This is a genomic window from Bacillus sp. NSP9.1 (genome assembly GCF_000465465.2).
Lineage (GTDB): Bacteria > Bacillota > Bacilli > Bacillales > Bacillaceae > Bacillus > Bacillus sonorensis_A.
The window spans coordinates 3,820,854-3,845,857 of record NZ_CP048273.1; the positions used below are offsets into that span (position 1 = coordinate 3,820,854).

Below are 25,004 nucleotides of genomic sequence, written 5' to 3' on the forward strand. Positions count from 1 at the left end.
TTTCACCTGCTAAAAGAAAAACTTGGCCAAAGCATGCGACCAAGTTTAATCATCCAATTTTCTCGCTTTTTCTTTTGACATGACGACTTCAATGTGGCGGTAGAGGTTTTCAAATTCGCCCGGCAGTTCGCCGCCGTATTCGCCGTCAAGATTCAAAAGCATTTTATCCTTGAGCGTGACTTTGACGCGGTTCGCTTTTGTGTAAATGATATGCTCGTCGCGAATGTGTTCGCCTCTGAGCGCAAGCGTGACAAGCCTGATAAACTCGGCGAGGTTTGTTCGTTTTAAAATAATCAGATCAAACATGCCGTCATTCAAGCTGGAGTCTGGGGCGAGCTTTTCAAAGCCGCCGACGGAGTTCGTCAGCATCACCAAAAACAGCATCACTTCGCCTTGAAAGAGCTTGCCGTCATATTCGATTTCGACCTCGGTCGGCCTTAATGAAGGCAGCAGCATTTCCATGCCTTTCAAATAATAAGCGAGGTTGCCGAGCATCGTCTTCAATTTGCTTGGAACGTCATATGTCAGTTCGGTCAGGCGTCCGCCTCCGGCGATATTGATGAAGTATTGGCCGTTGACGCGGCCGATATCAATCGGCCGGGCTTCTCCCTCTAGTATTGTGTCAACAGCCTTTAAAATATCCTCCCTCGGGATGCCGAGCGCTCTGGCGAAGTCATTTGTCGTACCGACGGGAATGACTCCGAGCATGGGGCGGTGTTCCAAAGGCGCCAAGCCGTTGATGACTTCATTTAAGGTTCCGTCTCCGCCTGCGGCGACAATTAAATCAAATTGCCGTTCGGCAGCGATTTTTGCCGCCTGAACGGCATCTCCTTCACCTGTTGTCGCATGGCATGATGTCTCATATCCGGCTTGTTCGAATTTTTGCAGGACTTGGGGAAGGTTCCTTTTAAACAGCTCCCGTCCCGAAGTCGGATTGTATATGATTCGTGCACGTTTCATGTTTTCATCATCCTATTAGAGTATCCGTATCATTTCTTTACCAACAACCTTTAATTATACTAGTTGTTTAAAAAATCGCAACAAATCATACCAGCTTTTTGTTTAACTTTAGATAAATTTTCCTAACCAGGAGATGGATTGATGTAGAATAGGAAACATGACGACAGCAAAGGGGATGATGCTTGTGAAGAAACTTGTTTATTTTAATCACGACGGAGGCGTGGATGATCTCGTCTCCTTGTTTCTGCTTTTGCAGATGGAGGATGTCAAATTGGTCGGCGCATCGGTCATTCCCGCGGATTGCTACCTGGAGCCCGCGCTAAGCGCAAGCCGGAAGATCATCGACCGCTTCGGGTCCTATCCGGTCGAAACGGCCGCTTCCGACTCCAGAGGTATTCATCCGTTTCCAAAGGAGTGGCGCATGCATGCCTTTTATGTCGACGCTCTGCCGATTTTAAATGAAAATGGCCCTGCCAAAACGCCGATATCCGACCTTCCCGCCCATCTTCATTTGATTGAGAAGCTCAAAAACAGTAAAGAGCCTGTGATACTGCTTTTCACAGCACCGCTGACAGATTTGGCCCGGGCCTTGGAAAAAGACCCATCCATCACCGAACAGATTGCAAAGCTTGTCTGGATGGGCAGCACCTTCCTTGAGAAAGGGAATGTGGAAGAGCCTGGGCACGACGGGACGGCGGAATGGAACGCGTTTTGGGACCCGTACAGTGTGAAGACGGTATTTCAAGCTGACATTCAGATCGAAATGGTTGCCCTTGAAAGCACGAACCAGGTGCCTTTGACAACTGAGATCCGCTCCCATTGGGCGATCCTCAGGAAGCATGTCGGGATCGACTTTATCGGCCAGTGCTATGCGATGTGCCCGCCGCTTGTCCATACGGAGACGAATTCCACCTACTACCTTTGGGATGTGCTGACAACGCTCACGCTCGGCGCCAAAGATTTCACCCGTTCGCGGACCGTCCATGCGATTGTGCACACGGAAAGCCCGCGCCAAGGGAGAACAGAAGAGCACCCGGACGGAAGACGGGTCGAAGTCGTCGAGCAAGTCGACAGGGACACATTTTTTCTTTACTTTGAAGAGTTGATGAAAAAAGCAGACCGCATTCCAACTTGAAAAGGAGACGAAGCAGATGAAAAAAGGGGAACACGTTTATGTCAGGCCGCTGACAGTACGCGACGCTGAGGCATGCCTCAAATTGCAGATCGACAACCGCGCGTTTTTCGAAAGGTTTTCCATGGAGCGGAGCGATGATTTTTATACACTTGAAGGACAGAAACAAAGGCTGACAACCTTCTATGACAAGATGCAAGAAGATGAAGACTATTATTTCGGCATCTTTCTTCAGGCAAACGACGCGCTGATCGGGACGATCAATCTTTTTCAAGTGCTGCGCGGCGCTCTGCAATGCGCTTTTATCGGCTATTTTTTAGATGAGAAACATAATGGCAAAGGCTATACAACTGAAGCGTGCAGGCTGATGGTCGAATTCGCCTTTGAAGAACTGAAGCTGCACCGCATCGAAGCCGGTGTCATGCCTCATAATCTCGCATCCATTCGGGTGCTGGAGAAAGCGGGTTTTCATAAAGAAGGCATCGCTCGGAAAAACGTTAAGATCAACGGCAAATGGGAAGATCATCAAATGCTCGCTGTCATCAATCCGAATGATTGAAATGCCCCGCGGTTCTCTCCAACGGAACTAAACGAAAAAAGCCTCAGCTTGCCGCTGAGGCTTTCATCTTTATCCTACTCTTCTTCCACTCCCGGCTTTTTCCGGCGGAATTTGGCCAATACTTCATAGACGATCGGCACAATCAGAAGTGTGAGGAGCGTGGAGCTGATTAAACCGCCGATGACGGTAACGCCGAGTCCTTTTGAGATGATCTGGCTGCCGCCTTCGAATCCGAACGCCAATGGAAGCAAGGCGCCGATGGTTGCGATGGCTGTCATCAGGATCGGGCGGAGTCTTGTAGAGCCGGCTTCAAGAAGCGCTTCTCTTGTAGACAGTCCTTCCGCTTCCTTATGGATGACGCGGTCGATTAAGACAATCGCGTTTGTGACGACGATTCCGATCAGCATCAGCATTCCGATCATCGCGTTGAGACTGATCGTTTCTCCTGATACATAAAGTCCGACCAAAGCGCCGATGACGGTAAACGGCAGCGAGAACAGAATCGCAAATGGCGCGAGCGCACCGCCGAATGTAATCACGAGCACGAGGTAGACGATCGCAATCGCGGCCAGCATCGCCAAACCGAGCTGTGTAAATGATTCCGCGATATCTGCGGAGACACCGCCGGTATCGATCGTGACATTGTCAGGAAGGTCAAGCTTGTCGATTTTCTTCTGGACAGCCTGTGATACCGCTGTGACATTGTCTGACGTGACTTTCGCCGTCACGTCGGCATATACTTTTCCGTCGCGTTTTGAAACGGTGTCAGAAGTCGAACCTTTTTTCACCTCGGCAACATCGCCGATTTTTACTTCCTGGCCTGTCGCTGTGGTGATCTTTTTGTTTTCTAAATCTTTGACGCTCTTATACTCGTCTTTTTCTGTTTTAATGTTGACGTCAAGCTCTTTTCCGTCCTTTTTCACGGTTGTCAAAGGAGACTGTGATGTTTGCGTCATGAGCGCCTGGGAAATTTGCGACGCCGTCAGTCCAAGCTTGCTGAGCTTTTCTTGGTCAGCCACAAATGTGTACTCATCATATGTGCTGGAAAGGCCTGTGTCGACGTCTTTCAGATCTTTTTGATCCTTCATGATCTTTTCAATGTCTTTGACAGTGCCTTTAATGTCTTTTTCTGAATCACCGTACACATAATACGCTAATTCATTGTTGCTGCCCGAAGAGCTGAAGTCCTGAACTTTCCATTCGCCGCGGTCGGATTTCTTCTTGATCGCGTTTAGCACATTGTCCTTTTCTTTATCAAAATCAGGCGTATCTTCTTCATATTTGATGTAGAACAGCGCGCTGTTTGAACTTCCTCCCATTCCCATGAGCGGATTTCCTGAACCTAATGAATACTGAACCGTATCGACGTGCTTGCGGTCCAATAACAGCTTTTCAGCTTTTGCGGCTTCATCTTCCGCTTCTTTTTTCGTTTCCCCCGGTTCAGGCGTATAAGTGATCTGCACCGTTTTTTCCTGTTCGGAAGGCAGGTAGCTCGCACCGATCAGCGGTACAAGGAACAAGCTTCCGACAAGCATCAGAATCGCGATGAGCGATGTTATCCATTTATGGCTTAGGGACCAATTCAATACTTTTTTGTAGAAATTCGCAAGCCTTCCCGGCTTATGCTCTTTCCCTTTCACCGGTGCACCCGTCAACGATTTTTTGAACAGGCTGTGCGCAAGCATCGGCACGAGCGTGATCGCAATCAGGAGGGATGCGGCAAGCGCAAATACGATCGTTAAAGCAAACGGGATAAACAATTCGCCGATTTGGCCGCCGACAAGTGCGAGCGGCAGGAATACCGCAATCGTTACGATCGTTGATGACATGATCGGCAAAAACATTTCTTTCGTCGCTTCGCGAACAAGGGCTTTTCCGCGGAGCGGTTCATCTTTGAGCCTCATGCGGCGGTAGATGTTCTCGATGACAACGATGGAGTCGTCGACAACCCTGCCAATCGCGACTGTCATGGCGCCGAGCGTCATGATATTCAACGTGATATCAAGCTGGCTCAGCACAAGCAATCCGATCAGCAATGATAGCGGAATCGAAATGATCGAGATCATTGTTGATTTAATATCTCTTAAGAATAAGAGTATGATCACAACCGCAAAGATCGCTCCGAAAATGGCTTTGCTCAGCATCGTTTCGACCGACTCTGTGATCGGTTCGGCCATATCCAATGTTGCGCTGTATTCAAAGCCTTTATGGTCTTCCTTGTATTGTTTCATTACACCTTTTACACTGTCGGCCACTTCGACCGTGTTGGCGTCGTTTGCTTTGATGATGTTGATGCCGATGCTGTCTTTTCCATTTGTGCGTGAAATCGACTCAGCTTTTTTGACATCTTTAATATTGGCAATCTCGGAAAGCTTGACCGTCGGTATACCTGAGGCGGCGCTTTGCTGCGCCTGTGCGGCCGCCTGCGGATTCTGCGCCGCCTGCGCGCTTTGTGCGGCTTGTGCACCGCTTGCGCCTGAAGCAGACGCGGTCGGGATTCTCATATTTTTCAAATCTTTGATTGTTTCAATATCGCCGCTGACGACGACTGATTTTTCCTTATTGCCGAATGTGTACAATCCGAGCGGAGTTGTCACATCAGAACCTTGAATCACCTGCTTGACCGTGTCTTCGTCAAGGCCGTATTCTTTCATTTTGTCTTCTTTAAAAGAGAATTCAACCTCTTCAACCTGCTGGCCGGAAACTTGGACGGACGCTACCCCTTCGACACCTTCAAGCTTCGGAACAAGGCTGTCTTCCACTTGTTTCGTCAGCTCCTGCAGATTGTCTTGATCACTGGAGACGCTGAGCGTCAAAATCGGGAAGGAATTCATGCTGTAGCGTGAAATTTCCGGATCTTGTGCGTCATCAGGCAGCTTGGCGTTTTCCAGCGCTTCAGCCGCTTCTGTTTTCGCTTTGTCCATATCCTTCTCATAGTCATACTCGATCATAACCGACGATGCGTTTTCATAAGACGTAGAGGTGACAACATTGACACCGTCCAGATTCTGCACCGCTTGTTCAACCGGTTTCGTCACCTCATCAGCCACTTGGCTTGGGGTAGCTCCCGGATAGGTCGTGCTAATTGTCAGGTAAGGCATGTTTACATCAGGAATGGATTCTTGCTTCATATTCAAACCCGCGTAAAGGCCGGCAACCGTAACAATAATCGTCATCAGCCACACAGCGAACTTGTTCTTTAGCACAAAATTAATGATAGAATTCATTGCGACCTCCATTTATATATCTTTCTCTTTATCACACATTGACTGACTGGTCATTCTATATAATAATAAACATGAAAAGTAAACAGCGTCAACTTATACATGTAAAGTTTATTTAATTTTAATGTTTAATTAAAGGGGTACTTTCATGACAGAAAAAGAAGAAAAAATCATAAAAGCCGGCCTCCATCTTTTTGCAAAAAACGGGTTTGCTTCCACGACGATTCAGGAAATCGCCAATGAATGCGAAATCTCTAAAGGGGCTTTCTATCTGCATTTTAAATCGAAAGAAGCGCTGTTGCTTGCAATCATTAAGTATTATATCGATCGCACGATGGAAAATATGAAGAAGATTCAGCAGAAAAACTTCCCTCCGAGAGAGACGTTCAAAGAGCAGATCGCCTATCAATTCAAGGAGAGCAAGGAGCACAGGGATTTTATTCTCGTGATGATCAGCGAACACAGCATACCCGAAAACAGCAAAATCGAGGAGTATTTCACAAAGGTCGGCAGGAAATTTCACGAAATGTATCAGGAGGCGCTTTTGGCAGCCTACGGCGATATTGTGAAGCCTTTTCTGCCTGACTTGTCGGTCATCGTTCAAGGAATTGTGCAATCCTATCAAAACTTATTTATCTTCAATGAAGTCGATATTGATTTTTACAATCTTGCAGACTTTATTATTAGAAGAATTGACGATATGATCAATGGCATGATTCAAAGCGGAGAGCAGCCGGTTCTTGCTGATCAGACCTACAGTTTTTGCAGAAACGCCGATAATCCGCTCGACGAAAACGCCATTTTGCAGGAAATAGAGAGGATCAAAAGCAAAACGGAGCTGCCTGAGGATATCTTGATCACGCTCGATGTAATCGAAGAAGAGCTGAAGAGAGAGGCTCCGCGAAAGCCGGTGATACAAGGTATGCTTTCAAACTTGGCGGAAGAGGAAAACGTCGGTCATCTATTTCAGATGATCTCCCGTTTTTTCGATCGTTGACACTGCGAATAAAAACCAGATTTCTAAAAACATGAAATCTGGTTTTCTTATTTATTCAGCTTGAACAAGGATCTTCACCTGGTCTCTTTCTTTCAATAATCCTTCAAAGCCCTCTTCTATCACCTTATCAAGCGTAATTCGCTTCGTTACCAATTTGTCAGCCGGGAAATACCCTTGAGCCATTAAGCTGATGACCGCTGGAAAAACATCGCGGTAGCCGATGATTCCGGTTAATGTCCGTTCTTTCATGACGATGTCATGAGGGTGAATTGGCGCTTCTTTTTCAAAAATGCTGACGACCATTGTTTCTCCTTCCATTTTCGTCGCATGAATCGCCTGTTTTAAAACCGGCGGCACGCCTGTCACTTCAAAGGCAACATCCACACCGCCGTTTGTCCGTTTTTGAATTTCACTAACCGGATCGCATTGTTTTGGATCAATGGTGATCGCACCAAGCTCAGCTGCTTTTTGGCGGCGGATGTCTGAAATTTCGACAGCGTAGATGTCTGCTGCTCCGGATGCTTTTAATGCTTCAATCACAAGCAAACCGATCGGGCCCGTCCCAAAAACGGCCGCTTTGTCACCGACTTTCAGTTTGCTTTGGCGGGCGGCGTGAAGGGCAACAGCTGCCGGCTCAACAAGAGCGCCTTGTTCAAATGACACCGTTTCCGGCAATTGGTGAATCATGTCCGCAGGTACGGCTGCATACTCGGAAAAACCGCCGCCTCCCCCGGCGAGGCCGAAGAACCCTAATTGTTCGCAAAGGTTATACTTTCCTTTGAGACAAGCCTCACATTCGCCGCAGGCGTAGATCGGTTCGACCGTTACACGGTCTCCGGCTTGAACAGTTGTCACTCCTTCCCCGACCTCGACGACCTCCCCGGAAAATTCATGCCCCAGCACAATCGGGGCTTTATCACCGCTTAGCGGATGTGTTTCTGTCGGAATAAAAATCGGGCCTGCCGTATACTCGTGCAGATCGCTCCCGCAAATTCCGCACCATTTGATTTTCACTTTCACCTTCCCTTTCGTCGCCTTGGGCTCTTCAATCTGTTCCAATCGCAAATCCCCGGCGCCGTGCCATCTAAGCGCTTTCATTTTTCGCCTCCTGAATACAATATTTTGATTCATTTTATTGTGCTTCTATTCCTAATATTCCAACAAACATATCTAAAAACCACGCTTTCGTCTACAGCAGGTCTTTTCTCATATAAGGACAGTGATTTACATATTTCAGAAACAAACAGATCCCGATGGCTCATGTTTATCTATTTTTATTCTAGTAAAATAAGGTGTATTTTGTTAAATTTCATAAAAAACAGGAGGTTTACGATCATGAAAAGACATATCATCAGTTTTGTTATCGCTTCATTATTCATATTGGCTGCATCACCGGCCGCATCCGCTCATACGGTTTCACCGGTGAATCCGAATGCCCAGCCAACAACGAAAGCAACTATGAACTGGCTCGCACATCTGCCGAACAGATCGGAAAACCGGGTGATGTCGGGTGCATTCGGCGGTTACAGTCTTGATACGTTTTCTATGGCTGAAGCCAATCAATTAAAAAATACAACGGGGCAGCTGCCTGCGATTTACGGATGTGATTATGCAAGAGGGTGGCTTGAGCCGGCAGATATCACCGATACCGTTGACCACAGCTGCAACAGCGATTTGATTTCATACTGGAAAAGCGGCGGCATCCCTCAAATCAGCATGCATCTGGCAAACCCGGCGTTTACTTCAGGCCACTACAAAACACAGATTTCCAACAGCCAGTATCAACACATATTAGATTCATCAACGGCCGAAGGAAAGCGTCTTGATGCCATGTTGGAGAAGATCGCAGATGGTCTTGAAGAACTGAAAAATGAAGGTGTGCCCGTCCTTTTCAGACCTCTTCACGAAATGAACGGCGAGTGGTTCTGGTGGGGGCTGACAGAATATAATCAAAAAGACAGTGAGAGGATCGCTTTATACAAACAGCTTTATCAAAAAATCTATCACTATATGACAAATGAAAGAGGATTGGACAACCTTATATGGGTGTATGCGCCTGATGCCAACAGAGATTTTAAAGCTGATTTTTATCCGGGATCTTCCTATGTTGATATTGTTGGATTGGATGCTTACTTTGCCGACGCCGATTCTATTCAGGGATATGAAGAGCTGACATCGCTTGATAAGCCGTTTGCCTTCACAGAAGTCGGACCGCAGGAAACGAACGGCAGCTTTGATTACGCTTCATTTATTAATGCAATCAGACAAAAGTATCCGAAAACCGTTTACTTTTTGGCCTGGAATGACGGCTGGAGCCCTGCCGCAAACAAGGGCGCATCAAGCCTTTACAACAACAGCTGGACGCTGAATAAAGGAGAAGTATGGGACGGCGATTCATTAACGCCTGTCGTTGAATAAAAAAACCGCATGGAGGCGTCTCTCCATGCGGTTTTTTTTATCGTTTGTTGATTTCTTCAAGAAGCAGCTTGTTGACCATCGGCGGGTTCGCCTGGCCTTTTGAGGCTTTCATGATTTGGCCGACTAGGAAGCCGATCGCGCGGTCTTTACCGTTTTTAAAGTCTTCGATCGACTGCGGATTGTTGTCGAGCGCTTCAGTGACGAGTTTCCGAAGTGTCGCTTCGTCAGAGATTTGCACAAGGCCTTTTTCTTTGACGATTTTTTCTGCGTCTCCGCCTTTTTCGATCAATTCTTTGAAGACCTTTTTCGCGATTTTCGATGAAATCGTTCCTTTTTCGATCAGCTTGATCAATCCGGCAAGACCTTCAGGTGTGAGCGCGACATCGGCAAGCTCTTTTTGCTGGGCGTTTAAGTAAGCCGATACTTCACCCATCAGCCAGTTCGACGCCAGCTTCGCGTCTGCTCCTTTTTCGACGGCCGCTTCGAAGAAGTCGGACATTTCCTTTGTCAAAGTCAGCACTTTCGCGTCATAGGCAGGCAGGCCAAGCGCTTCGATGTAGCGCTTGCGGCGCTCGTCCGGAAGCTCAGGAATGCTGTCTTTCACACGCTGCTTCCACTCGTCGTCAATGTAAAGCTCGACAAGATCAGGCTCAGGGAAGTAGCGGTAGTCGTCAGATCCCTCTTTGACCCTCATCAAAATCGTCGTTTTGGACGCTTCATCATAGCGGCGCGTCTCCTGCTGGATGACACCGCCTGGCAACAGAACCTGCGCCTGGCGTTTCTCTTCGTGCTCAAGTCCTTTTTGAACAAAGGCGAATGAGTTCAGGTTTTTCAACTCTGTCTTTGTCCCGAACTCCTCTTGGCCGATCGGACGGAGCGAGATGTTGGCGTCGCAGCGGAGCGATCCTTCCTCCATCTTACAGTCGGAAACACCTGTATACTGAATGATCGATTTCAGCTTTTCAAGATAGGCGTAAGCTTCTTCAGGCGTTCTGATATCGGGCTCGGAGACGATTTCAACGAGCGGTGTTCCCTGGCGGTTATAGTCGACAAGGGAGTAGCCGTCACCTGTATGTGTCAGTTTTCCCGCATCCTCTTCCAAATGAAGGCGGGTGATGCCGATGCGCTTCGTTTTTCCGCCGACTTCGATTTCGATCCAGCCGTTTTCGCCGATCGGTTTATCAAATTGTGAAATTTGATAAGCTTTCGGGTTGTCGGGGTAGAAATAGTTTTTCCGGTCGAATTTCGTTTCTGTCGCAATTTCGCAGTTGAGCGCCATCGCCGCTTTCATCGCGAAATTGACGGCTTCTTTGTTCAACACAGGCAGCACGCCCGGATAGCCCAGATCAATGACGCTTGTCTGCGTGTTGGCCGCTGCGCCGAATGGCGTTGGAGAACTGGAGAAAATTTTCGATTTTGTTTTGAGCTCCACGTGGACTTCAAGTCCGATTACCGTTTCAAAGTTCATGTTTTTTCACCCCTTACAGTTCAGGTTTTGCTTTATGATGGTCTGTCGCCTGTTCGAATGCGTGGGCGACGCGGTATACTGTGCTTTCATCAAAGTGTTTGCCGATGATTTGCAGGCCGAGCGGCAAGCCGTTCGCAAATCCGCACGGTACGCTGATTCCCGGAACGCCCGCAAGGTTGACTGGGATCGTCAGGATGTCGTTGGCGTACATGGTCAGCGGATCGCTCGTTTTTTCGCCGATTTTAAATGCCGGTGTCGGCGTTGTCGGTCCGATGATGACGTCATAGTTCGCAAATACGTCTTCAAAGTCCTTTTTGATCAGTGTTCTGACTTTCTGCGCTTTTTTATAGTACGCGTCGTAATAGCCGGAGCTCAGCGCGAATGTACCGAGCATGATGCGGCGTTTGACTTCGTTTCCAAAGCCTTCGGAACGCGTCTGTTTGTATAGGTCGATCAGGTTGTCGGCATTGTCCGTGCGGTAGCCGTAGCGGATGCCGTCGAAGCGCGCCAGGTTTGCCGAAGCTTCAGATGAAGAAAGCAGGTAATAGGTCGCCAGCGCGTATTTGCTGTGCGGCAACGACACCTCTTCCCATGTCGCGCCAAGGCCTTCGAGCACTTTCAGCGCTTCAAGCACGGAATTTCTCGCTTCTTCACCGACGCCTTCGCCGAGGTATTCTTTCGGTACCGCGATTTTCAGTCCTTTAATATCGCCCGTTAATGCTGACAAATAGTCAGGCACGTCGACATTCGCGCTTGTCGAATCCATTTTGTCGACGCCGGAAATCGCTTGGAGCAAGTAAGCGTTGTCCTCGACATTTCTTGTGATCGGACCGATTTGATCCAATGAAGACGCAAATGCGACAAGACCATATCTGGACACGCGGCCGTATGTTGGCTTTAAGCCGACGACGCCGCAGAAAGAAGCCGGCTGCCGGATCGATCCGCCCGTGTCAGATCCGAGTGAAAACGGGACTTCTCCCGCCGCCACCGCAGCTGCGGAGCCCCCGCTTGATCCGCCTGGAACGGTTTCAAGATTCCACGGGTTTTTCGTTTTTTGGAAGCCTGAATTCTCTGTGGAAGATCCCATGGCAAACTCGTCCATGTTCAGCTTTCCGATGGTAACCGCTTCAGCTTCATGAAGCCGCTCGACAACCGTTGCATCATAGATCGGGTCGAAATTGTCGAGGATTTTGCTGGCACAGGTAGTGCGCAGATCCTTTGTGACGATATTATCCTTGATTCCGATCGGCATCCCGAAAAGAAGGCCGTGCTCGCCCCGTGTCTCAAGCGCTTCGTCCAATTCTTTGGCATAGGCGCGGGCTTTTTCTTCATCAAGCTGCAAAAAGGCCTGTACCTTTCCGTCAACTTCCTGAATCCGTTTGTAAGATTCATCGACTAAATCTGATATGCTGATCTCTTTATTATGTATGAGACGTTTTAATTCAGATATTTTATGGTCAAACAATGACATGTTCTCTCGCTCCCTCCTTTATTTAGTCCAAGATTGACGGCACGCGGATATAGCCGTCTTTATGATCAGGCGCGTTTTTGACGACATCTTCAACCGGAAGGCCTTTATCAGGAACGTCTTCCCTCATGATATTCTTCATTTGCAATACATGCGTTGTTGGTTTAACATTCTCTGTATCGACTTCATTCAGCTCTTCTGCAAATGAAATAATGCTGTCCAGCTGTTCGGTAAACATCGCCGCTTCCTCGTCCGTAATCGCCAGTCTGGCAAGATGGGCGACATGTTTTACTTCTTCTATAGAAATACGTGACATAAAAAACACCTCCATGATGATTCTCGTTTAGTCATATAATACTGATCATATCAAATACCAGCCTGCTAAATCAACAAAACCGCGATTTCAGCCCTTTTTCATTGTATACGAAAATCCCGGACAAGACATCTCGTCCTAATATTCAGAATATTTTTACTTTGAATAATAATTGTAAGCGCTTTCATTAGGATGCTTATCAGGCCCTTTGCTTCCTTTTGTCAAAAAATAATGGGCTTATAACGGTTGATTGATTTCCAATAGTTTGATAGGTTAGTTAACTAAGTACGATCATATTGGCAGCGCCTTAATTATTCCAATACTTGATCCTTAAAAAGAAGGCTCTGCAATCATTCTTCGTACGCATAAAATCAGTATTGTCGAAAATTCTAAAGAGGTGATGCCACATTATTTTTAAAGAGGAGAGATATGAAACGTGAGTGTTGAAATATTTATTTCGTTGGGGATTTATTTTGCCACTATGCTTTTAATCGGTTGGTATTCCTACAGAAAAACATCCAATCTGAACGACTATATGCTTGGCGGCAGAGGTCTCGGGCCCGCTGTTACGGCTTTATCGGCCGGCGCTTCTGACATGAGCGGATGGATGCTGATGGGACTCCCAGGGGCCATGTATGTATCAGGACTATCAAGCGCCTGGCTTGCAGTTGGTTTAACGATAGGAGCTTATGTGAACTATTTAGTCGTTGCTCCCCGTCTGCGCACATATACGGAAGTAGCGAACGACGCGATAACAATTCCGGACTTTTTTGAAAACCGGTTCAATGATACAACAAGAATCTTGCGCCTGGCATCGGCCATTGTCATCATCGTGTTTTTCACACTGTACACGTCAGCCGGTATGGTATCTGGAGGACGGCTGTTTGAAACGGCGTTTGGCCTTGATTACAAAGTCGGTTTATTTGTAACGGCCGCAGTCGTGATCGCTTATACGCTGTTTGGAGGATTTTTGGCTGTCAGTCTGACGGACTTTCTGCAAGGTTTGATTATGTTTATCGCTTTAGTGCTCGTGCCGATCGTTGCCTTTACTCAATTAGGCGGAGTTACGCCGACTTTAAATGTGATAGAAGAAATCGATCCGAGCTTGCTTGATTTCTTCAAAGGAACGACCGTCATTAGCATTATTTCCTTCCTTGCCTGGGGACTCGGCTACTTCGGGCAACCGCATATCATCGTCCGCTTTATGGCGATTTCATCCGTAAAAGAGCTGAAGCCAGCCCGACGCATTGCGATGGGCTGGATGATTATCTCTGTCATCGGCGCATTGCTTGTCGGACTGATCGGAGTGGCGTATATCCATGAGACGGGTGCAAGTCTGAAAGATCCTGAAACGATCTTCATCGTCTTTTCAAAGGTATTGTTCCATCCGTTGATTACAGGATTCCTGCTTTCCGCATTGCTTGCGGCTATCATGAGTACTGTATCGTCCCAGCTGTTGGTGACGTCTAGCGCCATGACGGAAGACTTTTACAGAACGTTCTTCCGCCGCAAAGCTACCGATAAAGAGCTTGTCTTTGTCGGCCGTCTGAGCGTTCTCCTGGTCGCTGTCATCGCCATTCTTCTGTCCATAAGCCCAAATGACACGATCTTGGATCTCGTCGGCTATGCTTGGGCAGGGTTTGGATCCGCCTTTGGACCCGCCATTCTTCTCAGCCTGTACTGGAAACGAATGAACCAGTGGGGCGCATTAGCGGGTATGATTACAGGGGCTGTCACCGTGTTGATTTGTATTATTTTCGGACTTCAAGAGGCAACCGGCGTATATGAAATGATCCCTGGATTCTTCCTGAGTCTGCTTGCCGTTATCGTTGTCAGTCTGACGACGAATAAGCCGGCTAAAGTCGCTTCTGACATGTTTGAGGAAATGGAACAGACGCACGAGGATAATCATTCTTAATCATCAACAAAAAAGCTGCCAGATATATGTCCTGGCAGCTTTTTTATTTTCATCATCGTCCCGGCTTTGCTTCTCTTTTTTTCTTCATGGAATTCTTTTGCGGTTTGTCCGGCAATATAATCAAAAGGGGTATAGTGGTTTTGAATGGTTTTTTTGCGGATCAACATATTGCAGGCAGCAGCCAAGATGATGACGGAAACCGCCAGTGGAAACATGAGTGATAAAAACATCAGCATGCAAAGTCCCGCCTTTCAAAAATGGTTGTCTGTCGGTCATGTCTGTGAGAAAATCATATCAATCAGCTCAGTGAGAAAGGAGGTCCGAAGGCATGGATTGGCATATCGACCTTGATACGGTCCTGAAGCTGGGAACAGCGACATTGATCGGCATGGTCATCGGTCTTGAAAGGGAATTGAAAAACAAGCCGCTCGGCTTGAAAACCTGTATTGTCATTGCGATCAGCTCATGCGTCCTGACATTGGTGAGCATTGATGCAGCCTATCATTTTCCGAAATCAAACAGGATTATGATGGACCCGTTGCGGCTGCCGGCGCAAATTATTTCCGGCATCGGCTTTATCGGGGCCGGCGTCATCTTAAGAAAAAGCAATGATGTCATATCCGGCCTGACCACCTCTGCGATGATCTGGGGTGCGGCAGGTCTCGGCGTTGCGATTGGCGCCGGTTTTTACAAAGAAGCATTTATCAGTCTGATCTTTATATTAGTGAGCGTCGAGTTTTTGCCATGGCTGATCGGGAAAATCGGTCCGGACCGTCTCCAGGAAAAAGAAATCCGCATTCGCATGTCGCTGTCTGATAAGGATAAAATGACCGATATCCTCAAGGAAATGAAAGCGAAAGACATCCGGATTCACTCCGTCCGGATCGATGATATGCGGGAAAAAGACTTCCCGATTATGGAAACGAAAATCATGGTCCATAAGAAGAGGTATGTCACTGATGTTTATTACGACATCAAAGCGATCGACGGTGTCGTCGGGGTGAAATGCGATACGCTTTAAGTGCGAAAAGAAGCAGCCTTATCCAGCTGCTTCTTCTTTTATGAATCATAAATATGAACGGTCGGTTCTTTGTCTCCCGGCTTTTTGAGGATGAGGGCTTCCTGTCCGTCAGATGACGTAATGTTGATTTCCACATTCAGTCCGCTCTTACCGTAGTAATCCATCACTTCACCGGTCAGAAATTGCGTAAAGGCAATGACTTCGCTTTTCCCGTAAAACTGCATCGGGATATTGATTTTCATCTCCTGCATTTCGCCGTCTTTATACAAGGCTGTGCCGACAACACCTGTGTAGTTCGGGAAATACGTATCGACTTTATTTTTAAACCGTTTAAAAAGCTCTGAGTCATCCGGGTGCTTTTCCTTCCCTTCATCTGATGGGAAGAAGGTGTATTCTTCATTGATATTGTCCCAGCCGCTGATTTCGCTTGAACCTGCTTTCACTTCGGTTTTTGCGATAAAGTTTCCAGGCACGATCGATGATTTCGGCGCCTGTTTGTATAGGACGATCGTCATCGGAATATTCTTCAGATCATCCATGTTGCGGATTCGTTTTGCGACTTCCTGCGCGATCTTTTCACCTTCTGTTTTCAATTTTTTATCGCTGATTGTCACTTCTTTTTGCGGATCGCCGACATTTTCGCGGTAATAGTAAACAGAATTGAGCGCCAGACCGATGACAACACCGCCCAGCTCGATCGTGTCTTTGTCTTTGCGGACAAGGTAATCGTGCTCAAGCATATGAGCGAGATAGATCGGGCTTTTCTCGTTTTGCTCTTCCTTTGACCCGCTTCCGGAAAGAGGCGGATTCAGCCCGAGATTTTCAAAATTCTTATCTTCTTTCTGCGCCTTCTTCAGGTCATCGCCCGTTTTTTTCCGTGCCAGCCAGCTTGTCACAGTATCTTCATCCAAATATTGACCTTCCTGAAAAAGGTAATCGTCCGTAGGGAAAGAATTCTGTGCGAGGCGCATCATGCCTGTTTCAAATTCATCGATGTCAAGCCTCGTATTCAGCCGCTCTGTCGTCAATCCCCGGGCTTTTCCGGCTTTAAAAGGAAGAACCATTTTATAATAAGAATCAGAGATGTTGTATTTCGGAATGATCGCTTTTTCTTTTGACTTTTCCGTCTTTTGGACCATCTCCTGTTCTTCTTCTCCCCCAAAATTCGGCGCACAGGCTGAGAGCATCAGCATACCCGCAGCAGCCGCCAAACATAATATCTTTTTCAATAGAACACACTCCTCTTATTTCTTTAGCTCACTGATCAGCCTTGCTTCATCCCAGACTTCGATGTTCAGCTCTTCAGCTTTGGCCAGTTTGCTGCCTGCCGCTTCGCCGGCAATGATAAGATCGGTTTTTTTGCTTACACTGCCTGTGATTTTTCCCCCGAGCGCTTCAATTTCCGCTTTCGCGTCGTTTCGCGACATCTCGCTGAGCTTACCGGTCAGCACGATCGTTTTTCCGGCAAAATAGGAATCGCTGTCTTCGGCGGCCGCTTTTTTCGGGCCTTTGTAAACCGTATTGACGCCGAGCTCTTCCAGCTCAGCCAACAGCTTCAGAATCTCTTCTTTTTCAAAATAAGTGACGAGGGCGTCCGCCATCTTATCGCCGATTTCTTCCACTTCGATTAATTCTTCTTTTGATGCTTTTTTAAGCCTGTCGAGCGTTTCGAAATGCATGGCGAGCGTTTTCGCCGCTTTCTCGCCGATAAAGCGGATGCCGAGGCCGAAAAGCAGCCGCTCCAATGAATTTTCCTTCGATTTGTCGATGGAGGCCAACAGGTTGTCGGTCGATTTTTCGCCCATCCGTTCAAGCTTGATCAGCTGATCCTTTGTCAGCTTGTAAAGGTCTGCGACATTGTGGACCAAATCCTCACGGAACAGCTGGGTGATGACACGCTCACCGAGCCCCTCTATATTCATGGCATTGCGGGAAACGAAATGAATCAGGCCTTCCCTGATCTGTGCCGGACATTCCGGATTGATGCAGCGAAGCGCGACTTCGCCTTCGATTCGGACGAGTTCGCTTCCGCATTCCGGACATTCCTCCGGCATATTGAACTCCTTTTCCTCACCGGTCCGCTGTTCAACAAGGACATTGACAACCTCAGGGATGATGTCGCCCGCTTTTTTGATGACGACTTTGTCCAAAAGCCGGATGTCCTTCTCCTTAATTAAATCTTCGTTGTGAAGGGAAGCTCTTTGGACCGTCGTTCCCGCCACTTTCACGGGCTCCAGGATCGCCGTCGGCGTCACAACGCCTGTGCGGCCGACGCTCAATTCAATATCCAACAGCTTTGTGACAACCTCTTCAGCCGGAAATTTGTAGGCGATCGCCCAGCGCGGGCTTTTCGCCGTATAGCCGAGCTCATCCTGTTGGTGAAGGGAATCGACTTTAATGACGATCCCGTCAATTTCATACGGGAGGTCGGCCCGTTTTGTCTTCAGCTCTTCAACGATTTCGATGACTTCTTCGATCGTGCTGCATTTTTTTCGTTCGTGATTCGTTTTAAAGCCGAGTTCATCGAGAAAATCGAGCCCCTGGCTCTGCCTTTCGACACCCATTTCGTCAAGCTCCGCTATACTGTAGACGAAGATATCAAGATTTCGTTTCGCGGCAATTTTCGGATCAAGCTGTCTTAAGGAGCCGGCAGCCGCATTGCGCGGGTTTGCAAACGGCTCTTCGCCCCTTTCATGCCGCGCTTCATTCAGCAATTCGAAGGAGCGTTTCGGCATGTAGGCTTCCCCGCGCACTTCAATCGAAAGGTCGCGCTTCATTTTGAGGGGAATGGTTCTAATCGTCTTCAAATTCTCTGTGATATCCTCGCCGGTCGTTCCGTCGCCCCTTGTCGCACCTCTGACAAATACGCCGTTTTCATACCGCAATGAAACGGCAAGACCGTCAATTTTGAATTCAACGTTATATTCAACGTCTCCGACCGCCTGGCGCACCCTGCGGTCAAAGTCGCGCAGATCTTCGTCGTTAAACGCGTTGCCAAGGCTCAGCATCGGCGTTTTGTGCTGCACTTTTTGAAAAGCGTCCAAAACGGCTCCGCCGACGCGCTGTGAAGGAGAGTCGGGCGTTTTCAGATCAGGGTGCTCCTCTTCTATTGAAATGAGCTCCTTCATCAGCTTGTCGTATTCGGAGTCGGGCACGCTCGGATCGTCAAGTGTGTGATATTCATAGTTGTATTGGTTGATCAGTGCACGCAGTTGTTCCACACGGCGTTTCGCTGCTTCTTTTTCCATTGATTTCGTCCTTTCATTTCAGGTCTTTTGCCATTATTGCTTTTCAATTGGCGCAAAGGCCGCGAGAAGACGCTTCACTCCGATCGGGCTCGGAAAGGCAATGTCAAGCTCTGTCGATTCGCCGGATCCTTTGACGCTGACGACCGTTCCGACACCCCACTTTTTATGGGAAGCTTTGTCGCCGACGGCCCAATTGACGCCGTCTCCGCCCGTTTTGCTGTAGGATGCGGCGGCTGGTCTCTTCACCGGTCCCCTCCGCTCAGGTCTTCTTGCGAACGGACTTTTCAAATCTTTCTTCTTCTCATTTAGATTGTCCAATAATTCTTCCGGTATTTCCGCGATGAACCTCGATTCCGGATTCATATTCGTTCTGCCGAATAACGTCCGCATTTTCGCGTTTGTCAAATAGAGCTCTTCCTCAGCCCTCGTAATGCCGACATAGGCGAGCCTGCGCTCCTCTTCCATTTCCGCTTCCTCCATCAGGGAGCGGCTGTGCGGGAAGACCCCTTCTTCAAGACCCATCAGGAAAACAACCGGAAATTCAAGCCCTTTTGCGGCATGGAGCGTCATTAAAATGACGGCGTCTTTATTTCCGGACTCTTCTTCTTTTTGATCAAGCTGGTCGATATCGGCGATGAGCGCCAAATCCGTCAAAAAGGCGACGAGCGATTTGTCTTCGCTTTGCTGCTCAAAGTTTTTCGTCACGGATAAAAACTCGTCGATATTTTCGAGACGGCTCTGGGCTTCCAGAGATTTTTCCGCTTTCAGCATTTCGCGGTATTCGGTTTTTTCAAGAATTTCTTCCGTCAGCTCTGTGACGGATAAGTATTCCTGCATATTCGTCAAGTTTTCGATCATCTGTCTGAACTCGTCAAGCGCGTTGGCTGCTCTGGCACTGAGGCCGATAAAATCAACCTGGCCGAGCGCTTCAAATAAAGACATCCCGTTCATATCGGCATACGCCGCGATTTTATCGACGGACGTCGCACCGACGCCGCGCTTCGGCACATTGACGATCCTTGCGAAGCTGATATCATCATCAGGATTTGCCACAAGGCGCAAATACGCGAGAATGTCTTTGATTTCTTTTCTGTCGTAGAATTTCGTGCCGCCGACAATATTATAGTTGATGTTCGCTTTCATCAACGTTTCCTCGATCACACGGGACTGGGCGTTCGTCCGGTACAAAATCGCGATGTCTGAAAGGGATCGTTTTCCGGAGCCGGCAAGCTCCCTGATTTTGCCCGCGACAAATTGGCCTTCGCCAAATTCATTGTCGCCTCTGAAGTAAGAGATTTTCGCACCTTCATCATTTTCCGTCCAAAGGTTTTTCGGCTTTCTGTTTGAATTGTGTTGGATCACTTCATTCGCCGCATGCAAAATCCGCTTCGTCGATCTGTAGTTTTGTTCAAGCAGAATGACGCTTGCGTTCGGATAGTCTTTTTCAAATGAAAGAATGTTGGCGATGTCCGCCCCGCGCCATCTGTAAATCGACTGGTCCGAATCCCCGACGACGCAGATGTTTTGGAAGCGCTGCGCCAGCTTTTTGACGAGCAGGTACTGCGCTCTGTTTGTATCCTGATACTCATCGACATGAATGTATTGAAATTTGCGCTGATAGTATTCGAGCACTTCGGGAACCCGGTCGAACAGACGGATCGTCGTCATGATCAAGTCGTCAAAATCGAGCGACTGATTTTTCCGCAGCTTTTTCTGATAATCCGTATACACGTCGCTGACGACCTGATCAAAGAAGCCGCCCGCCGTTTTCTCGTATTCCTCCGGTTCGATCAATTCGTTTTTCGCGCCGCTGATCGAACCGAGAATGCTCCGCGGGTCGAATTTTTTCGGATCGATGTTTCTCTCTTTTAAAATACCTTTAATCACGGAAAGCTGATCTGAGGTGTCCAAAATTGAGAAATTTCGGTTGATCCCGATCCGGTCGATATCTCTCCGCAAAATTCTGACGCACATGCTGTGGAATGTCGAAATCCAAATGTCATCGGCTCCCGGCCCAAGAATGCTTTCCACACGTTCTTTCATTTCTCTGGCCGCTTTGTTCGTAAAGGTAATCGCCAAAATATTCCAAGGCGCGACACGCTTTTCCGCCATCAGGTAGGCGATCCGATGTGTCAGCACCCTCGTCTTGCCGCTTCCCGCGCCGGCCATGATCAAAAGCGGCCCATCCGTTGTCCTGACCGCTTCCTGCTGCACTTTATTCAACCCATTTAATAATTGGTCGCTAATATAATTCAAAATCCGTTCACCGCCTATTCAAAACATATGTTCTATTATAAACCAATCCGATTCGTTTCGCCTTACTCTTTTACGGCTTTTACCGTTTTCAGCGCTTGTCCGAAATTTTCATAAACCGCGTTTCCGACGACGATCACATCGGCATGCACAGCCATTTTCGCCGCTGTTTCCGGATCTTTAATCCCGCCGCCGTAAAACAATGTCGTACGTTGCAGCACAGACTTTGCTTCTTTAACCGCCTCGGCGTCTCCAAGCATGCCGCTGTATTCCATGTAAAAGACGGGCAGCCGGAAAAGATGCTCAGCCATTCGCGCGTATGCTTTAATGTCTTCAAGATCAAGCGAAGCATCAGCATTTGTCAAAGCGGCCGCCTTGCAGTCTTGATTCAAAATACAGTAACCTTCAACAACGATATCTTCAGGCGACATCAGTTCGCCGTACTCTTTCATCGCCTCTTTATGTAAACCGACAATCCAGTCGCGGTCCCTGCTGTTCAGCACCGTCGGGATAAAATACAGGTCAAATCCCGGAACGATCGCGCCAATCGTTGACACCTCAAGGATGCATGGGACTAAAAAACGGCGAACCTTTGACATCAGCCGCAGGACATTGTCCTCTGTGACATTGTCGCTTCCGCCGATCAAAATCGCATCTGTGCCGGATTCACACAGCTGTTCAAGCTGATCATCCGTTATCTCTTTATCGGGATCGAGTTTAAAGACGTGCTTCCACTCGGTAATATCGTACATGAAAAAAGCTCCTCCAATCGTTCTTACCATTTAAATATTATAACAAATTCATTCTCTTTGGAAAAACGGATCGTGCAGAAAGATGAAGGAGGAATCATACAACGGAGGCAAAAGTTGACGGACATGAAAAGACCGCCAAGCCAGGCGGTCCAAGTGTACATCACGAAGATGATTCAGATTCTTTTTCTTTTACACGGTCCAGGGCCATGATATAAGCGTCGTTTCCGTAGTTCAGGCAGCGCTTCACCCTGGAAATGGTCGCCGTGCTCGCTCCGGTTTCCGTCTCAATTTTGTGATACGTGTTGCCGTCGCGAAGCATCCTGGCCACTTCGAGCCGCTGAGCCAGTGACTGAATTTCATTTATCGTGCACAAATCATCGAAAAAGCGATAGCATTCTTCGAGATCTTTTAATGACAGAATGGATTGAAAAAGCTGGTCCAGCTCTCTCCCGCGCAATTTATCGATCTGCATCGTTAACACCTTCTCCTTTACTAATAGAAACCTTGCTGAGATCGGGAATGATATTGATCCATGTTTTACCCGGCACGAATGGAACGGTTTTTCCGTCATCAACAGGGATGATTCGGCCGTTTTCGTTTTTCCAGTTGATCTGACGGACTTCCCCGTTTTGCAAAAGCAGCCCTTTTCCGCCGGACATGAGGTCGATTTCCCTTCTCCCGTACGCATCCTTTTGATGATGTTCGGCTTCCGCTATTAGAATGTTTTGAAGAATAACCGGTTTGTCTGTTTCAAGATCTGTTGTGACAGCGCCGTTTGACGTTCTCACATAGCCGTCAGCCTTCTGATCATAACCGTATTCCACACGGTTTGCAACAGATGTTGTTCCATAATCCAACCGGATGGAATAAAGCGGCTTTGAAGGCTTTTTGCGGCTTTCTGTAAAAGGAAGCGAATCTGTGCGGGCTTTTAGGGCATATCCTTTTTCTTCAGCTGCTTGTTTGATGTTTTCGAATGACGTGTACGAATTATGCGGCGCTTGTCGAAAATCCGCTCTCCAAAACAGACTGCCGTCATAATCCATTCCATTGACATAATCGGCTTCACCGCTTTCAAGCCGGCTTTTCGCACCAGGACTCCAGCCGTGGTGCACAAATACGGCGTCAAAGCCGAGAGCCAAATCAATGAAATACTCCCGCGCGCTTCTGACAGGACCGACCGCTTCAGGCATTTCACTCTGGAAAATCGCCAGAAACCTGGTAATCCGTCCTTCAGCGAGCGCCTCAATCACAATGTCGGCTTTGCTTAAACCGGACTGCGGCCTTGCTTTCGAATGATTATTGACCACGACAGCAATCGGCCGCTTTTGGATGTCCCCGTCCGTTTTCATTCCCGAAAGCGGATATCGTTTCTCTCCAGACTCCTGCTTATTCTGCTGCTGGCATGATGCAAGCAAACATACACAGGCAAAACACAGCAGCACTCTTACATATCGATTGATCATCAAATAGCTCCCGCTCTTTTATATTTTAACGCATTATCGATGGAAAGAGTACAGTTTTTTTCATGACATCAAAGATCCCTTTCGGCGTCACTCTGATGTAAGGGAGATGCGTGCTTTGCAGAAAAAGAAGCGTGTAGACAGGATCGCTGAATGTATAGCCTCTTTCGAAAAGAAGTTCTTTTAATGTTTCTTCCCTTTCAAGCACCTTCTCATACGTCTCATTTGATGCGCCGCCGCTTAAATGCAGAGGAATCTCGTGCAGTATTTTTCCGTTTTCGGCTAAGACGATTCCCCCTCCGATTTCTTTCATCCGTTTAAAGGCAAGCAGCATGTCTTCCTTGTTTTTGCCGATTGCCACAATGTCCCCCGTTGTTGAGTATGAGCTGACAAACCCTTGAACCCGGGTCGCGAATCCTTTCAGCATCGTATTGACCCGCCATTTTCCGTTTTTGTCAAACATGGAAAGATAGCTTTCATCATGGTCAAAAGAGAGCTGATTGACGGAATTGTCAATCTCAATTGTATAAGGTTCCATAATGACCGAATTCCTCATTTTCAAGCCGAGCGGCATCGAAAACTGCAAATCATCCATCGTTAGATCATATGAAAGGTTGAGAGGGACAAGACCCCCTTTTTGCCAATCCGGCTCTGTAAACGCCTTCATATCAATGCCGTCCGCCTTCAAGATTCGCCCCTTCGCAAGAACCGTCACGGGATCGGGTTTTTCAGGACTCTCCAAAATGTTGAGTGTCGCGTATCTTCCCGGTGCGACAACGCCGAGAATGTCTTCCATATGATAATATTTGGCGATGTTAAATGAGGCCATATTATAAGCGTCAATCAACGGCACTCCTTCATCAATGGCAATTTCGATCAGCTTGTTCGTCATGCCTTCCTTATAAAAGTTCGGTGTGGCGCCGTCCGTCGTATAAAACAAATGGTCATAATGGCGAAAGCCTTCTTCATGAAGCTCGCGCAAAATCTTTCGCAGGTCAGGCCTGATGGAAGAATTCCTCAGCCCCACATGATACCCAAGCTCAAGCCGCTTGAGCACTTCCTTTCCCGTCATGGCTTCATGATCGGCGTCAGCGCCGAAAAGCTTCATTTTTGTTAATGTTTTTTCCGATGCGCCCGGAAAATGGCCTTCAATTCGCTTCCGCCTTCTTTTCGTGCACTGCATGCAATGCAGGATCAGATCATCGCCGTCCAAAAGGCGCGGCCAGCTTGTCATTTCTCCTCCCTGTATCACATCCGGATGTTCTCCCCAATGTTTTCGGTAATCGATCGATAAGATTTGATCTTCATTCAAGACTTCGGTCTGCAGGTCATACCTTGACCACCAGTAGTAGTGGACAGGCTGTTTTTTCAGTTCCTCCAATATAGAAAACGCTTTCTTTTTTCCGCAATGCAAAAGCAGAAATAAGTTGTCATTCACGAATGTCGTCGTGCCAAACTGTGACACATATTCAGCCAATGTTTGGGGATTATAAATTTGAAAAGGATGCACATGAGGCTCAATATACCCGGGTACAATGTATTTTCCTTCACAATCTATTGTAGTTTTAACAGCCGATTTAGGCAAATCTCGGCCGACATAGACGATTCTGTCATGATGAATCCATACGTTTGCTTTGATCCATTGCTTTAAAAACGGGTTCAGTACGGATGCATTTCGTAAAAGGAGCGTTGGGAGCAGCCTTGAACTTACAACATCAACTTGCGATCTGATGTGCTTGTTTTTCCAAATTAAGGTGCGTTCGAACATTCACATACTCTCCTTTACATGTAATGATCCTATGTTAACACATTT

Annotated in this window: 20 protein-coding genes; 6 read left to right on the forward strand and 14 right to left on the reverse strand. The window is 47.6% G+C overall.

Annotated features, from left to right (window positions below; translation table 11 throughout):
• Nucleotides 1-45: 45 nt before the first annotated feature.
• Complete coding sequence (locus tag M654_RS19905) at nucleotides 46-960, reverse strand: diacylglycerol kinase (protein ID WP_026589664.1); 915 nt, start codon at nucleotides 958-960, stop codon at nucleotides 46-48.
• A 184-nt stretch (nucleotides 961-1,144) separates the two neighbouring features.
• On the opposite strand from M654_RS19905, the gene M654_RS19910 reads away from it, so the two are divergent.
• Both M654_RS19910 and M654_RS19915 read left to right on the forward strand, forming a co-directional pair.
• Nucleotides 1,145-2,095, forward strand: coding sequence for a nucleoside hydrolase (locus M654_RS19910; protein WP_026589665.1), 951 nt, complete (start codon nucleotides 1,145-1,147; stop codon nucleotides 2,093-2,095).
• A gap of 16 nt (nucleotides 2,096-2,111) precedes the next feature.
• Nucleotides 2,112-2,651 carry a GNAT family N-acetyltransferase gene (locus M654_RS19915; RefSeq protein ID WP_026589666.1) on the forward strand — a complete coding sequence of 180 codons (540 nt, stop codon included), beginning with the start codon at nucleotides 2,112-2,114 and terminating at the stop codon, nucleotides 2,649-2,651.
• Nucleotides 2,652-2,725: 74 nt separating this feature from the next.
• Here the strand turns inward: M654_RS19915 and M654_RS19920 are convergent, their stop codons facing one another.
• Nucleotides 2,726-5,878 carry an efflux RND transporter permease subunit gene (locus tag M654_RS19920; protein ID WP_026589667.1) on the reverse strand — a complete coding sequence of 1,051 codons (3,153 nt, stop codon included), beginning with the start codon at nucleotides 5,876-5,878 and terminating at the stop codon, nucleotides 2,726-2,728.
• Nucleotides 5,879-6,023: 145 nt separating this feature from the next.
• On the opposite strand from M654_RS19920, the gene M654_RS19925 reads away from it, so the two are divergent.
• Nucleotides 6,024-6,872, forward strand: a complete 849-nt coding sequence (locus tag M654_RS19925; protein ID WP_026589668.1) for a TetR/AcrR family transcriptional regulator — start codon at nucleotides 6,024-6,026, stop codon at nucleotides 6,870-6,872.
• A 51-nt stretch (nucleotides 6,873-6,923) separates the two neighbouring features.
• On the opposite strand, the gene M654_RS19930 is transcribed toward M654_RS19925, so the two are convergent.
• Nucleotides 6,924-7,970: a 2,3-butanediol dehydrogenase gene (locus tag M654_RS19930; RefSeq protein ID WP_026589669.1), complete on the reverse strand. Its 1,047-nt coding sequence runs from the start codon at nucleotides 7,968-7,970 to the stop codon at nucleotides 6,924-6,926.
• 234 nt (nucleotides 7,971-8,204) lie between these two features.
• Here M654_RS19930 and M654_RS19935 point away from each other — a divergent pair, with 234 nt between their 5' ends.
• Nucleotides 8,205-9,290 carry a glycoside hydrolase family 26 protein gene (locus M654_RS19935; protein ID WP_026589670.1) on the forward strand — a complete coding sequence of 362 codons (1,086 nt, stop codon included), beginning with the start codon at nucleotides 8,205-8,207 and terminating at the stop codon, nucleotides 9,288-9,290.
• Nucleotides 9,291-9,327: 37 nt separating this feature from the next.
• Here the strand turns inward: M654_RS19935 and gatB are convergent, their stop codons facing one another.
• Genes gatB through gatC form a run of 3 tightly spaced genes read right to left on the reverse strand, consistent with a single transcriptional unit; the run spans nucleotide 9,328 to nucleotide 12,542 of the window.
• Nucleotides 9,328-10,758: an Asp-tRNA(Asn)/Glu-tRNA(Gln) amidotransferase subunit GatB gene (gene gatB / locus M654_RS19940; RefSeq protein WP_026589671.1), complete on the reverse strand. Its 1,431-nt coding sequence runs from the start codon at nucleotides 10,756-10,758 to the stop codon at nucleotides 9,328-9,330.
• Between the two features lie 13 nt (nucleotides 10,759-10,771).
• Nucleotides 10,772-12,229 carry an Asp-tRNA(Asn)/Glu-tRNA(Gln) amidotransferase subunit GatA gene (gatA, locus tag M654_RS19945; protein WP_026589672.1) on the reverse strand — a complete coding sequence of 486 codons (1,458 nt, stop codon included), beginning with the start codon at nucleotides 12,227-12,229 and terminating at the stop codon, nucleotides 10,772-10,774.
• A gap of 22 nt (nucleotides 12,230-12,251) precedes the next feature.
• Nucleotides 12,252-12,542, reverse strand: coding sequence for an Asp-tRNA(Asn)/Glu-tRNA(Gln) amidotransferase subunit GatC (gene gatC / locus M654_RS19950; protein WP_003179590.1), 291 nt, complete (start codon nucleotides 12,540-12,542; stop codon nucleotides 12,252-12,254).
• Nucleotides 12,543-12,975: 433 nt separating this feature from the next.
• Between gatC and putP the strand changes: the two genes are divergently transcribed.
• A complete protein-coding gene (gene putP, locus M654_RS19955) occupies nucleotides 12,976-14,457 on the forward strand; it encodes a sodium/proline symporter PutP (protein WP_026589673.1) in 1,482 nt (493 codons plus the stop codon).
• On the opposite strand, the gene M654_RS19960 is transcribed toward putP, so the two are convergent.
• Complete coding sequence (locus tag M654_RS19960) at nucleotides 14,454-14,693, reverse strand: DUF3951 domain-containing protein (protein WP_035428791.1); 240 nt, start codon at nucleotides 14,691-14,693, stop codon at nucleotides 14,454-14,456. The genes putP and M654_RS19960 overlap by 4 nt on opposite strands.
• 92 nt (nucleotides 14,694-14,785) lie before the next feature.
• Between M654_RS19960 and M654_RS19965 the strand changes: the two genes are divergently transcribed.
• Entirely contained in the window at nucleotides 14,786-15,478 is a 693-nt protein-coding gene (locus tag M654_RS19965; RefSeq protein ID WP_026589674.1) for an MgtC/SapB family protein, read from the forward strand.
• Between the two features lie 38 nt (nucleotides 15,479-15,516).
• Here M654_RS19965 and M654_RS19970 read toward each other — a convergent pair whose 3' ends face one another.
• From M654_RS19970 to M654_RS20000, 7 genes are all read right to left on the reverse strand, one after another.
• Nucleotides 15,517-16,707, reverse strand: a complete 1,191-nt coding sequence (locus M654_RS19970; RefSeq protein WP_026589675.1) for a CamS family sex pheromone protein — start codon at nucleotides 16,705-16,707, stop codon at nucleotides 15,517-15,519.
• Nucleotides 16,708-16,722: 15 nt separating this feature from the next.
• Nucleotides 16,723-18,726, reverse strand: coding sequence for an NAD-dependent DNA ligase LigA (gene ligA / locus M654_RS19975; RefSeq protein ID WP_026589676.1), 2,004 nt, complete (start codon nucleotides 18,724-18,726; stop codon nucleotides 16,723-16,725).
• Between the two features lie 33 nt (nucleotides 18,727-18,759).
• Nucleotides 18,760-20,982 carry a DNA helicase PcrA gene (gene pcrA / locus M654_RS19980; RefSeq protein WP_026589677.1) on the reverse strand — a complete coding sequence of 741 codons (2,223 nt, stop codon included), beginning with the start codon at nucleotides 20,980-20,982 and terminating at the stop codon, nucleotides 18,760-18,762.
• Between the two features lie 62 nt (nucleotides 20,983-21,044).
• The gene (locus M654_RS19985; RefSeq protein WP_026589678.1) at nucleotides 21,045-21,731 is read right to left on the reverse strand and encodes a heptaprenylglyceryl phosphate synthase; all 687 of its coding nucleotides are present in this window, start codon (nucleotides 21,729-21,731) and stop codon (nucleotides 21,045-21,047) included.
• Nucleotides 21,732-21,891: 160 nt separating this feature from the next.
• A complete protein-coding gene (locus M654_RS19990; RefSeq protein WP_026589679.1) occupies nucleotides 21,892-22,203 on the reverse strand; it encodes a YerC/YecD family TrpR-related protein in 312 nt (103 codons plus the stop codon).
• A complete protein-coding gene (locus M654_RS19995; protein ID WP_026589680.1) occupies nucleotides 22,190-23,191 on the reverse strand; it encodes a DUF3048 domain-containing protein in 1,002 nt (333 codons plus the stop codon). The genes M654_RS19990 and M654_RS19995 overlap by 14 nt, the downstream gene beginning before the upstream one ends.
• Before the next feature lie 28 nt (nucleotides 23,192-23,219).
• The gene (locus M654_RS20000) at nucleotides 23,220-24,959 is read right to left on the reverse strand and encodes an adenine deaminase C-terminal domain-containing protein (protein ID WP_026589681.1); all 1,740 of its coding nucleotides are present in this window, start codon (nucleotides 24,957-24,959) and stop codon (nucleotides 23,220-23,222) included.
• Between the last annotated feature and the right edge of the window lie 45 nt (nucleotides 24,960-25,004).